At 58.5% G+C, this 12,322-nt stretch carries 14 protein-coding genes; 8 read left to right on the forward strand and 6 right to left on the reverse strand.

Annotation, left to right across the window (positions count from 1 at the left end; translation table 11 throughout):
- Positions 1-6: 6 nt before the first annotated feature.
- The gene (gene dapC / locus BUB23_RS14990) at positions 7-1,209 is read right to left on the reverse strand and encodes a succinyldiaminopimelate transaminase (protein ID WP_073104122.1); all 1,203 of its coding nucleotides are present in this window, start codon (positions 1,207-1,209) and stop codon (positions 7-9) included.
- 124 nt (positions 1,210-1,333) lie between these two features.
- Positions 1,334-2,191: an IclR family transcriptional regulator gene (locus BUB23_RS14995; protein ID WP_245801284.1), complete on the reverse strand. Its 858-nt coding sequence runs from the start codon at positions 2,189-2,191 to the stop codon at positions 1,334-1,336.
- Between the two features lie 96 nt (positions 2,192-2,287).
- Here BUB23_RS14995 and BUB23_RS15000 point away from each other — a divergent pair, with 96 nt between their 5' ends.
- The 7 genes from BUB23_RS15000 to BUB23_RS15030 are packed head-to-tail and all read left to right on the forward strand — an operon-like array spanning position 2,288 to position 8,400.
- Entirely contained in the window at positions 2,288-3,067 is a 780-nt protein-coding gene (locus BUB23_RS15000) for an enoyl-CoA hydratase/isomerase family protein (protein ID WP_073104132.1), read from the forward strand.
- Between the two features lie 23 nt (positions 3,068-3,090).
- Positions 3,091-4,686 carry an acyl-CoA mutase large subunit family protein gene (locus tag BUB23_RS15005; RefSeq protein WP_425439550.1) on the forward strand — a complete coding sequence of 532 codons (1,596 nt, stop codon included), beginning with the start codon at positions 3,091-3,093 and terminating at the stop codon, positions 4,684-4,686.
- Complete coding sequence (locus BUB23_RS15010; protein ID WP_073104136.1) at positions 4,683-5,099, forward strand: cobalamin B12-binding domain-containing protein; 417 nt, start codon at positions 4,683-4,685, stop codon at positions 5,097-5,099. Before BUB23_RS15005 ends, BUB23_RS15010 begins: the two co-directional genes overlap by 4 nt.
- Positions 5,096-6,223, forward strand: coding sequence for a CaiB/BaiF CoA transferase family protein (locus BUB23_RS15015; RefSeq protein WP_073104138.1), 1,128 nt, complete (start codon positions 5,096-5,098; stop codon positions 6,221-6,223). The genes BUB23_RS15010 and BUB23_RS15015 overlap by 4 nt, the downstream gene beginning before the upstream one ends.
- Positions 6,220-7,125, forward strand: a complete 906-nt coding sequence (locus tag BUB23_RS15020) for an ArgK/MeaB family GTPase (protein ID WP_073104191.1) — start codon at positions 6,220-6,222, stop codon at positions 7,123-7,125. Before BUB23_RS15015 ends, BUB23_RS15020 begins: the two co-directional genes overlap by 4 nt.
- A gap of 30 nt (positions 7,126-7,155) precedes the next feature.
- Positions 7,156-8,121, forward strand: coding sequence for a Bug family tripartite tricarboxylate transporter substrate binding protein (locus tag BUB23_RS15025; RefSeq protein ID WP_073104140.1), 966 nt, complete (start codon positions 7,156-7,158; stop codon positions 8,119-8,121).
- A 3-nt stretch (positions 8,122-8,124) separates the two neighbouring features.
- A complete protein-coding gene (locus BUB23_RS15030) occupies positions 8,125-8,400 on the forward strand; it encodes a hypothetical protein (RefSeq protein WP_143160992.1) in 276 nt (91 codons plus the stop codon).
- Positions 8,401-8,470: 70 nt separating this feature from the next.
- Here BUB23_RS15030 and BUB23_RS15035 read toward each other — a convergent pair whose 3' ends face one another.
- From BUB23_RS15035 to BUB23_RS15045, 3 genes are all read right to left on the reverse strand, one after another.
- The gene (locus tag BUB23_RS15035; protein WP_073104143.1) at positions 8,471-9,295 is read right to left on the reverse strand and encodes a TauD/TfdA dioxygenase family protein; all 825 of its coding nucleotides are present in this window, start codon (positions 9,293-9,295) and stop codon (positions 8,471-8,473) included.
- Positions 9,296-9,372: 77 nt separating this feature from the next.
- The gene (locus tag BUB23_RS15040) at positions 9,373-9,924 is read right to left on the reverse strand and encodes a cob(I)yrinic acid a,c-diamide adenosyltransferase (protein ID WP_073104193.1); all 552 of its coding nucleotides are present in this window, start codon (positions 9,922-9,924) and stop codon (positions 9,373-9,375) included.
- 84 nt (positions 9,925-10,008) lie between these two features.
- Positions 10,009-10,743, reverse strand: a complete 735-nt coding sequence (locus BUB23_RS15045; RefSeq protein ID WP_073104144.1) for an IclR family transcriptional regulator — start codon at positions 10,741-10,743, stop codon at positions 10,009-10,011.
- Positions 10,744-10,811: 68 nt separating this feature from the next.
- Between BUB23_RS15045 and BUB23_RS26755 the strand changes: the two genes are divergently transcribed.
- Entirely contained in the window at positions 10,812-11,039 is a 228-nt protein-coding gene (locus BUB23_RS26755) for a hypothetical protein (protein WP_143160993.1), read from the forward strand.
- A gap of 1,035 nt (positions 11,040-12,074) precedes the next feature.
- On the opposite strand, the gene BUB23_RS15050 is transcribed toward BUB23_RS26755, so the two are convergent.
- A partial coding sequence (locus BUB23_RS15050) for an ATP-binding protein (protein WP_178372320.1) occupies positions 12,075-12,322 on the reverse strand: 248 nt, incomplete at its 5' end.

Below are 12,322 nucleotides of genomic sequence, written 5' to 3' on the forward strand. Positions count from 1 at the left end.
CCGGGTTTATGCCGCCGCGCCGCGGCTCAGAAAGGCGGCAATGCGCCCGGCAGCCTCGATGCATTGCTGTTTCGGAGCGACCAGGGCGATGCGCATGCGTCCGGCGCCGGGGTTCACGCCCTGTGCTTCGCGCGCCAGGAAGCTGCCTGGCAGCCCGGTGACGCCGGTCGCGCCGTACAGGTCGCGCACGAAGTCGGTATCGGCATAAGGCGTCCGGGTCCACAAATAAAAGGAGGCGTCGGGCCAGCCGGTATCGAGCACCGGCCCGAGTATGGGAAGGACGGCCGCGAATTTTTCGCGGTAGAGCCGGCGGTTCTCGACCACATGGTCTTCATCGTTCCAGGCGGCGATGCTGGCGCGCGATACCACCGGGCTGATGGCGCTGCCGTGGTAGGTGCGATAGAGCAGGAACTGGCTGATCAGCCCGGCGTCGCCCGCCACGAAGCCCGAGCGCAGGCCGGGCACGTTGGAGCGTTTGGACAGGCTGGAAAAGCACACCAGGTTGCGATAGTCGCCGCGCCCCAGCAGGCTTGCCGCCTGCATGCCGCCCAGGGGCTTGTCGGCTTCGTCGAAATAGATCTCGGAATAGCATTCATCGGCGGCAATCACGAAGCCGTATTCGTCGGACAGCGCGAAGAGCGTCTTCCAGTTGTCCAGCGACATGACATTGCCCGCCGGATTGCCGGGCGAGCACACGAACAGCAATTGCGTCCTGCGCCAGACATCGGCCGGCACCGAATTCCAGTCGTAGCCGAAATTCAACTCGGCCTGGGCGTTGATGAAGTAGGGCTGCGCGCCCGCCAGCAGGGCGGCGCCTTCATAGATCTGATAGAAAGGGTTCGGGCAAACCACGAGCGCGCCGGCGTCCGGGTCGATGACGGTCTGCGCGAAGGCGAACAAGGCTTCGCGGGAACCCAGCGCGGGCAGCACCTGGGTCTCCGGGTCGGGCCGCGCGATGGCGTAGCGGCGCGCTATCCAGTCGGCGATGGCGCCGCGCAAAGCCGCATCGCCCTTGGTGGGCGGGTACACCGACAGGCCGCCCATCGCGTCCTGCATGGCCGCGACAATAAGCGGCGGCGTGGCGTGCTTGGGTTCGCCTATGGACAGATTGATGGGAGCCAGATGGGCGGGAGGGGTGTCGGCCTGAGCCAGCAGACGCCGCAGCTTTTCGAAGGGGTAGGGATGGAGGGCGCTTAGTCGGGGATTCATGGCTGCCGCAGCGTAAACAGTAAGCTAGCGATTTTAGCAGGCCGTCCTGCGGAGCGCTTCGCGCCAAGCAATATCTGGTTTCACCGGCCGGGCACGCGCGGCGCCCGGAAGCTGCCCAGGACGGCTATCTACACAAAGTATGCGACAGGAAGCTGCATGTCGCGACCAGCAGATGTGCGCATTCGGGCAGGCTGGCTTCCATCCGATGCTTTGGACCGGCGATGGCAATGGCAAAAGTCTCTTTGTCGACCTTAAGGAAAGCGGATACCGCCCAGACATCGCTGACATTTTCTCCCCGCGTCTGGAAATATCCGAGCTGGCGGCTTTGCAGGATGTCATCCGCTAATTTTTCGGGATCGGTGATGGTCGAAGAGGTGATTGCGGGCAATGGCTTTTCAGCCAGCCAGTGCCGCAATTCCGTCTCCTTGAGGCTGCCGAGCAATGCCTTTCCAATCGAACTTGAATGCATGGGCTTGATATCCCCGGTTTTGGCCGAATAGCGTATCGATTGCAAGCTCTCGATGACTTGCAGGTAGACGACAGAGTCACCCTGCCGTTTGCCCAGAATGACAGTCTCGCGCGAGGTATCGCGCAGGCGCTCCAGCAGCGGCGTAGCGCGTTCAAGAAAGGGATCCTTCTTGAGAATGTCGAGCGCCACGTCATACATGCGTTTGGTGGGATAGAGGGCGCGCGGGCGGCTGAGCGAATACAGGTAACCCCGGCTGGACAGGGTCGCGACGATGGCGTGGCAGGTGCTTTTCGGGATGTTCGCCGCCTCGGCCAGATCAGTCAGTGACAGCGGCCGCTGGCTGAGCTGGAATGCTTCAAAAATGTCGAGAAGACGTTCAATTCCGACAACGGTGGCGGGCTTTTGCGCGGGTGTAGGCAAGGACATAGCAGAGCTTTCCAAATCCTGGGAAATGATTTTCTTAAATTCAATATTCTGAACAAACTCTTTTTTAAGCAGAATATTCGACCTCATATTTAAAATTTATTCGAAATACTGAATTCATTGTATTGAATACCGAATTTTATTAATTATAGTCGCATCAAGAAAATGAGCAGGAGACATCAATCAATGCAGGCCGACAATGACATCCTGGTTCAAGAGCGCGTATCCGGCGTGTGGTGGATCACCATCAATCGCGAGAAAAAGCACAACGCTCTCGCACGCAGCGTTTTGCGGGAATTGGCGCAGGCGGTGGCGCTGGCCGCAGGCCAGGCCAGCGCGCGATGCATCGTCCTGACCGGCGCCGGAAAGCGCTACTTTGCGGCTGGCGGCGATCTTGTGGATTTGGCCAGTGTTCGCGATGAACAGGCCACCATTGAGATGGCCAACGGCGCGCGTACCGCGCTTGACGCTCTGCGCAATTGCCCCCTGCCGGTCATCGCCTATCTGAACGGTGACGCGATCGGCGGCGGCGCCGAGTTGGCGCTTGCGTGCGACATGCGCATGCAAGGGAGCAAGGCGCGCATTGGCTTCATTCAAGCCAAGCTGGCGATTACCTCTGCCTGGGGAGGGGGACCGGATTTATGCCAGCTGATAGGCACTTCCCGGGCAATGAGAATGATGAGCCGCTGCGAACTGGTGGATCCCCGGCAGGCCCTGGATTGGGGTTTGGCCGATGCTGTCATTGGCGAGGCCTCGGTGGAGCAGGATATCCAGGCCTTCCTGGACCCCATGCTTTCGTGTCCGCCGCAGGTGTTGCGCGGGATCAAGGCGCAAACCCGCGCCTGCCGGCAGGGCCTTGCATACGACGAGCGCCGATCCGTGGAGCAGCGTCAATTGATAGCCACTTGGCTCCATGAGGATCATTGGAGTTTTTCGGAAAAACTTCTGTCCAAAGGAAAAAAATGAGCAGCAAACACAAGTCCGAAGCTATGGCCATCGAGCCGACGCTTCAGTCAGTCAATCGTAGTGGAATAGAGGTTCCGGCGAGCGTTGATGCCTCGGCGGTCAATCCGGAAAACATTGGCGAGCCTGGCGTGTACCCGTTCACACGCGGCATTTTTCCCGATGGCTACCAAGGGCGCCTCTGGACTATTCGGCAATATTCCGGCTTCGGCACGGCCGAGGAATCCAATGAACGCTACAAGTTCCTGCTGGCCAAGGGGCAGACCGGGCTGTCGGTCGCACTGGATCTGCCCACGCAGTGCGGGCTGGATCCCACTCACCCGATGGCTCGGCCCGAGATCGGCAAGGTCGGGGTATCGCTTTCCAATCTGAGCGAGGCCGAAATTCTTTTTGACGGCCTGGACCTTTCAAAGATATCCACGTCCTTCACAATCAACGGCACGGCAGCCATCATCTATGCCATGTATCTCGCCGTGGCGGACAAGCAGAATGTGCCCCGGGCCAAGCTTACCGGCACCATCCAGAATGACATTCTCAAGGAATACGTGGCGCGCGGCACCTGGATCTTTCCGGTTCGTCCTTCGATGCGCTTGATCGCCGACTCGATTCTTTATTCCAATGATGTGTCCCCGCGCTTTAATCCGATCAGTATTGCCGGCGCGCATGTGCGTGACGCGGGTGCGACGGCCGCGGAAGAGATGGCCTATACATTGGCCAATGGTCTTGCCTATGTGGACGAATTGCAGGCGCGCGGCGGCGATGTGGAGAAATTCGCCAAGCGCCTGTCTTTCTTCTTCTACGTGCATATGGACTTTTTCGAGGAAATCGCAAAATTCCGTGCCGGCCGGCGCCTGTGGGCGCGCCTCATGAAGGAGCGCTACGACGTCCGGGATCCGAAGGCGCAGCACTTCCGTTTCGGGGTGGTGTGCGGCGGCTCGTCGCTGGTGGCGCCCCAGCCTTATAACAACGTGGTGCGCGTGGCCGTGGAAACAATGGCCGCGGTGATGGGCGGCGCGCAGTCGATCTTCACCTGCGCCTTCGATGAGGCATTCCAGATTCCCACTGAGTTCTCTGCGGAACTTGCGGTGCGCACGCAGCAGATCATCGCCTATGAAAGCGGCATTGGACGCACTGTCGACCCTTTGGGGGGCAGCTACTTTCTTGAGCAGCATACCGACCGCATGGAAGAGAGGATCACGGAAGTGATGTCCGAGATAGATGCCTATGGTGGCGTGGTCAGGGCCATCGAGGACGGTTGGCTCCAGCTGCGGCTGGCCGAGCGCGGCCTCGAACGCAAGCTCGACACCGATTCCGGCCACAACGTCATCATCGGGCAGAACCACTTCAAAAAGCTCAACGAGGAGATCAAGGTAGGGGATGTGTTCAAGCTCGATCCGACAGTCGCGCAACGCGCGCTTGAGAAATTCCAGCGTGTGCTCGATACGCGCAATCAGTCGCAGGTCGATGCGTCGCTGGCGAAGCTTGCCACGGCCGCGGCCAACGACCGCGAGAACGTCATGCCTTACCTCGTGGATTGCTGCCACGCCTACGCCACTGTTGGCGAGATGGTCGCATGTCTGAAGAAGCAATGGGGCGAATTCAAGGAACCGGTGAATCTATGAACAGACTTGAAACAAGGCCTGCACTGACGGGCAAACGGATATTGATAGGCAAGCCCGGGCTCGACGGCCATGACATTGGCGCCAAGATTATCGCGCTTGCACTGCGCAACGCCGGTGCGGAAGTGATCTATACCGGACTGCGCCGCAGCCCGCTGCAGATCGCCCAAGTGGCGGTGGATGAGGGCGTCGATGCTGTTGGCCTGAGCATTCTTTCCGGCAGCCACAGAGAACTGGTCGAAGACGTGGTCGGGCAGTTGCATGAACTGAAAGCCGGAGACATCAAGATATTTGTCGGCGGCACTATTCCCGCGGAAGATCAACCGTACCTGCGAAAGCTCGGTGTGGCCGCCGTCTTCACTGCGGATATGCCATTGGACCTCGTGGTCAAGATATTGGCTGAGTGCCTGGCATGAATGGGCCACTCGCGGGCATACGGGTGGTAGAGGTCGGCCACATGCTGGCCGGACCCTATTGCGGGCTCATGCTGGCCGACATGGGCGCCGAAGTCATCAAGATCGAGACGCCCGAAGGCGATATCGGCCGCAGCGTCAGCCCCCACTTCATCGGGCCGCATAACGCCTATTTTGCAAGTCTCAATCGCAACAAGAAAAGCGTGGTGCTCGACCTGGCGGGTGACGAAGGGCGCCGGAATCTGGGCGGGATCCTGAAGGAGTCGCATGCGCTCATTACCAATTTGCGGCCCTCGGCCATCCGCAAGCTGGGCCTGACGTACGAAACACTGAGAACCTGGAACGAGCGCCTGGTCTGCGTGGCGTTGACCGGCTATGGCCTGGAAGGCCCATATGTAGACAATCCCGCATATGACTATGTCATCCAGGCGATGACAGGCGTCATGGCATTGACCGGCGATCCTTCTGCGCCCCCCGCCAAAGCGGGATATTCCGCGGTGGACAACTCCGCGGGCCTTGTCGCCGCCCTCGGGCTGCTTGCGAAGATCGTGCAGGGTCAAGGCGGGCAGGTCGACGTGTCCATGTATGACGTGATGCTTTCGCAGTTGAACTACCTGGCGGGAGCCGCGTTGAATGCCGGCGAGGTGATCGAGCGGCTGCCCGATTCTTCACATCCCTATGTGGTGCCCGCGCAGATATTCCCCACCGCGGACGGATGGCTCACCTTGTTCATCACGCACGACAAGTTCTGGCAGAAATTTTGCGCGGAGGTCGGGCGGACAGACTGGATCACCGATCCTCGCTTCGCAAGCATGGCGGGACGGAGGGCCAACCGCGATACCGTGGTCGCCGGGATTACGGCGGTGCTGCGCGAGGCGTCCGCGGCGCAATGGGTGCGCCGTTTGCAGCCATTGGGCGTCGTCGCGGCGGAGGTGGGCACCCTCAACGATGCATTGGAAAGTGACATCGCGGCGGCCCGTTCGCTGATTGTCACGCTGGGCGATGGCAGCCTTCCCTTGCGTGCCATCGCAAGCCCGATCAGATTTGATGGCTATGCGCCGACTTATGGCTTGCCTCCCTTGCTGGACGAGCATCGTGAAGAAGTGTTGGGGAGGGCTTGGCCGTGAACACGCAGGCACTTGATCGCCGGGCGTTGGGCCGAACATTGACCAAGCTCGCGAACGCCAGCGCGGTCGAGTTGGCGCAGCGGCCGCTACGCGAGCCACCAGCAAGCCATGCCCGCCGTATCGGTATTACGGGCGCGCCCGGCGCCGGGAAAAGCACATTGCTGGGGCACCTGGCGCTGCAGCGGGCCTGCAACGGCCGCCTGGGTGTGCTGGCGGTCGATCCAAGCAGTCCCAAAAGCGGGGGCGCGATTCTGGGCGACCGCGTTCGCATGGACGAGTTGGCTGGCGCCTCGGAACTTTACATCCGTTCGCTCGGCTCGCGCAGAACGTCCGACGGTCTTGCGGACAACATGTCCGAGATGCTGGATGCGATGGACGACTTTGGCTTTGCCGAAGTGCTGCTGGAAACCGTTGGTGTAGGACAAGCTGAATACGCCGTGCGCGTGCAGGTCGATACGCTGGTGCTGGTGCTGCTGCCTGACAGCGGTGACACGGTGCAAGCAATGAAGGCTGGGATCATGGAAATGGCCGATATTTTCGTGGTCAACAAGGCGGATCTTCCGGGTGCGCAAAAAATGGCCACAGACATCAAGCGTATCGCCGCGATCAGCCGGCAATTGCAAGGGGCATGGATTCCGCCGGTACTGCTCGCTTCTGCGTCGCAACCGGAATCGATTGAAACGCTGTCGGAAGCGATAGACCGGCACCAAGCATGGCTGACCGCGGATCCGCGTCAGCAGGCTTTGCGGGAACAGCGAGCCCGTTACCGGCTCAAGCGGCTGCTTGAGATACGCGCAGCGGACGTGATCGCGCGGCAGGACGCCGCATTCTTTACGGCACCCCTTGAACGTCAATTAGAACTTGCGCTGGAGTTGCTGGTCAGCAAGACTTTTTCACTGTAAGCAGATAACTATAAATATAGGAGACACCTCATGATGAAGCGACTTTTTTGGCTAATACTGTTGGCCAGCGGCATGGCTGTTCCGACCATAGCTCCCGCCCAGAGTTTTCCGGACAGACCGGTGAGAATCATTGTTCCCCAAACGCCAGGGGGGGCCTCCGACGCGCTGGCCCGCATTATTGGGCAGAAGCTTGGCGATAAGTGGGGTCAGACGGTGGTAATCGAAAACCGCCCGGGCGCCGGCGGCAACGTGGGCATGGAGGCGGTGATCGCCGCGCGTCCCGATGGCTACACACTGCTCATGAGCTATGTTGGCACGCAGGCCATAAACGGGGCGCTGTACAAGAAGTTGTCATTCGATCCGGGCAAAGATTTCGCACCGGTGGCGACCTTGGCCACGCTGCCATTTGTGATGGTGGCCAAGGCGGACGCAGCGTTCAAGACAATTCCCGAAATCCTGGATGCCGCCAAAAAGGGGCGGATCACTTACGGTTCGGCCGGAAACGGCTCCGTCAACCATTTGGTCGGCGAGATGTTCAATGCTGCTGCGAAAGTCAAGCTGGTCCACATTCCATACCGCGGGGCGGCGCCCGCGCTGCAGGATCTGATGGGCGGGCAGATCGACCTGGTCTTTACCAGCCTGCCGTCTGTTGCCGGTTTCATCAAGAGTGGAACGCTGCATCCCATTGCCGTCACTAGCGGTCGGCGCGTGCCTTCGTTCAATAGCATTCCGACCATCGCGGAGGCCGGCTTCAAGGATTTTGATGTCAACCCCTGGTTTGGACTGATGGCCCCAAAGAAGACGCCGCCCGATGTGATACTCAAAATCAACAAGGATGTGAACGAACTCCTGCGCTCGAAGGATGTGATGGCCAGCTTTGCCGCTCAAGGAGCTGAACCCTACGCGACGTCGCCGGACGATTTCGCCGCAGTGCTCCAGGCGGACGTCGTGAAGTGGGGTGAAGTGGTCAAGGCGTCTGGCGCGCAGGTGGACTGAAACGTGTCGCGCGCTCAAATAAAAAAACTCAAAAGGATTATGCATGCTGGGGCTTCGGCTAATGCGTCCGAAATGCAAAAGAATGAAGCGCGCGCCGCGGCGCTTGAGTTGCTACGGCGCAGCGTTGCATTCAAGCATGATCGATTGGCCATCATCAGGCTGGTCGATGCAGTAAAGCTGGATGCCGCTGTTGAGAGCGATCTGTGGAGCTATTGCGCAACGGTTGCCAATGCCTTGATGGATCGCGGCCAGCTTCAAAAGCTCCAGGCGAGGTCATAGGCAGCGGAACGCGCCAGTCGGGGCCGCCTTATGGCGGGCCCGCCATAAGGTTGCGCTTAGCCATGTTGTTTCATGAAGGCCTGTCGCCCTTTAGCGTAATCCGGTGCATGACGCGGCGAAAGCCGTGATAATCGTTTATGGGGTTGTGCATTGTGCAGCGATTGTCCCAGAACGCAATGGCATGCCGGGACCAGGAAAAACGGCAGGTGAATTCCGCTTTGACCTGGTGCCGGAACAGGAAGTCCAGCAAAGGAGCTGCCTCCTCGCCGGCCATCCCCTTGATTCCTGCGGTATGGGCGACGTTCACATAGAGGCTTTTGCGGCCTGTTTCAGGATGCGTGCGTACGATGGGATGCTCGGCAACGTATTCCTGGGCTATGCCGTCTTTGCCATCTGTTTTGATGCGGTCTTCGCGCGTGCGGGATACATCCGCCTTGGACGACGTGCTGATCCCGATCAGACCGTCCAGCAGTTTCCTCATGGTGTCAGATAGGGTGTCATAGGCCAGTTGTTGATTGGCGAACAGCGTATCGCCGCCATAGGGCGGCACCTCGCGCGACAGCAGCATCGACCCCATGGGCGGCTCGTTCAGATAGGTGGTATCCGAGTGCCAGATGCCGCCGAAATTGACGGTTTCGGTTTCGAGCTTCTTGACCTCGATGATTTGCGGGAAGCCCTCAATCCCTTTGATGAAAGGATAACAAACGGGCTCTCCCATTGCTTGCGCAAAGTCCAGGAATTGCCGGGGAGTGAGATCCTGATCGCGTAGAAAAATGACCTGATGATCCAATAGCGCCTGGCGCACGGCGCGAGCTTGCGTGGCGCTTAAGCCGGCAGCGAGGTCGACCCCTGAAATCTCCGCGCCCAGTGCGCCCGCAATTTTCCGTATTTCCATTTGGATTCCATTCTGTTTGTCTGTGATTGTCCAGCGCCCGCTTTGATGTGTCCGCGCGCTTGCCGGGGCTGCCACCGTTACGCAGAGGATTCCCGGCTCCACATTACGTCGTTCTGTCCGGCTTCGCGATTCAAAACCCGGGCGATGACAAAGCAAAGATCCGAGAGCCGATTCAAGTATTGCCTTGCCGGCGTGCTGATGGCTTCGCTGCGGCCCACCGCCACGACGGAGCGCTCCGCTCTGCGGCAGACTGTGCGCGCCAGATGGGCGAGCGCGGCGCCCCTGCAGCCGCCTGGCAGAATGAATTCCTTCAATCGGGTCAGATCCGCGTTGTAGCGCTCCAGGCTTTGATCGAGAAATGTTACGTGGGCCTCATTGACGGCAATGTGTCCCGGGATGCAAAGTTCGGCGCCAAGGTCGAACAGGTCGTTTTGTACCCGCGAAAACAAAGCGTCCACGTCTTCAGGCAAGGGCTCGGTGCGCAGCAATCCGATCACGCTGTTCAGCTCATCGACATTGCCCATGGCCTCGATGCGGGGCGCGTTCTTGTCGACGCGGCTGCCATCGCCAAGTCCGGTGGTGCCTGTATCGCCGGTACGGGTCGCAATGACGGAAAGTCGGGTTGCCATGGCAATACTCCTGTTTGGATAAAAGATTTTGAGACGCCGCGAATTGCCCATTGTGCATTCCGGCGCTGCGATGTAAATGTGCCGTCATAGCGATATTTGCTGGATGCACGACAGGAGTTGCCTGGATATGTCGTCGACTTTCCGGTCCATCCGATCGAGCGGGCCGGCCACGGCCAGGCCTAGGGTTATCGAGCCCCTTTGCAGCGGCGCGGCAATGGCCATGACATCCGCCACATTTTCTCCGCGGGTGATGCTATAGCCGCGATTTCGGCTCGTGTTGATATCTTCCATCAAGCGCTTGGCTGATGTGATGGTTTGATTGGTTGCCCGGGCCAGATCATGGGATTTTAACCACGCGGCCAACTCGGCGTCTGGCATTGTGCCGAGCAGCGCTTTGCCAATAGAGCTTGAGTGCGTAGGCTTGAAATCACCCGCGCGCGACGAATAGCGTATGGTCTGCCCGCTTTCCACGACCAGCAGATACAGCACGCGATCGTCCTGGCGCGTGCCCAGAATCACCGTTTCATTGGTCGAGTCGCGCAAGGCTGTCAGGAATGGTAGGCAGCGTGTCGCAATGGGGTCATTATTGTTGATTTCGCGCGCCATATCCCATAGCCGCCGCGTGGGGTAGGTTTCTCGCGAAGACAGGAAATACAGCAGGCCGCGCTGTTCCATGGAATGCACTACGCTATGGCAGGTCGAGATCGGAATACTTGCCAACTGCGCCATTTCGGATAGGGATAGCGGCCGCTTGGCGGCACAGAACGCGTCCAGAATATCGAATGGACGAAGCGCGGAACGGCTGGGAGCAATGGCCATGAGGAATGCCTGTATTCCGTATGCTGAATAAAACCACACTATGCTTCAGTATATAGAAACTGGTGGCCATGATCAAACGCGATGCTATTGGACATATAGGCTTCTGTCATCTGCCCGGGCCGGGGCATGTGCCTCGCAATGGGCTTGAAGGCACCTGGTTTGGCGAATACGGCGACTTGCGCCACTCGTTGCAGCAAGGGCTTGCGTTCATGTACAAAAGCGTTGCCATCCCGGCCTCGCCAGCATCGATCGCCGAGCTGGATTTGTTTATCCGTGGAAGGGGTTCAAACCAATAAAAAACCCTCGAAAATCAATGATTTAAGAGGGTCAATTATTAAACAATGGTGCGAACGGAGAGACTCGAGGGCCGCACGTATAAAGGCTTTGCGGGGTGATGGGGATAATTATTAAATTGAGGCGTTTATGCCACATTAACTGTTTCTTTGCTTAGCGCCTGGTCTACGACCATTTGCCAGCGAGTCGATCCAGCTCTCAATGTCGCAACGGCGCCAGCGACGGTTTCCGCGCTTTCTTGAGCTACCAGGATTGCCATCCTTGTTGTCTTTGTTTGAAGGTAACTCAAACCGGATTGGTTCAGGAAACCCGGGCGATAATGATATGGTCTCGCGAATGTATCGTGCTGGATACCTGAGCATTATGCCAATATCTTCGGGTGTTAGCAGTGATTCGGGTGACATCCGCGCTGCTATCTGTCTGGCTAACTCGTCGTAGTCGAATTGAGTGTTTAAAGTAGTCATTTCAAACTCACCAGTTCCATATCACCGTTCGCTTTTCGGTGAATAAGGACTTAACTATATGCAGGGTAGGTAGACGCCGACCTTTGGTGCGTCGACTCAGATCACGGCCCGGTGCCGGTAACTTTCCCGCTTTGAGCCAGCGGCGTACCGTACGGGAGGTTACGTTCCGCGAGCTTTCCGGATCCGCACGCCAGATGACCCGGTCTCGCGAGGGGTAGCTGACGTAAGGTCACTACCTTCAGCCTCGTGCTCGCATGCCGAGTTTTCAAAAAGAATCGTGTATAGGAGATCGTGCAACTTTGATCCCGCCAGTGAGTGGAACACCAAGCTCACTAATAGACAAATACCAAACAACGAACTGCCCAGTAAGCCGAATATGCCCAGTAAGCCGAATACGCAGGCTAAAAGATTAAATGCGGTGCCGCAAAAAAACAACACACGCCCAGTCTGAAACCTCCTGATGGCTTCACTTTGGTTCAATTTGCATACCACTTGTCAACGCCGGTTTAAAACTGACCCACTTTCCGGCTTTTCGGCCGGAGTAAAACTGACCCACCCGGGCCTCCAATTTTCTTAAGCTTTTGCCTTCACCTGGCCGGCTTTGCGTTTATCTTTAAGCCGGTAACTTTCTCCGGCGATCTGAACAATATGCGCGTGGTGCAGCAGGCGATCGAGCATGGCAGCCGTTAAGGTCTGGTCGTCGGCGAACGCTGAAGACCACTGCCCGAAGGGCAGATTGCTGGTCAAGATAATGCTGGCGCGTTCATAGCGCTTGGCGACCACGTTAAAGAATAAATTTGCTTCCTCGCGTCCGAAGGGTA

The sequence above is a fragment of the Pollutimonas bauzanensis genome (assembly GCF_900129885.1).
Lineage (GTDB): Bacteria > Pseudomonadota > Gammaproteobacteria > Burkholderiales > Burkholderiaceae_B > Pollutimonas > Pollutimonas bauzanensis.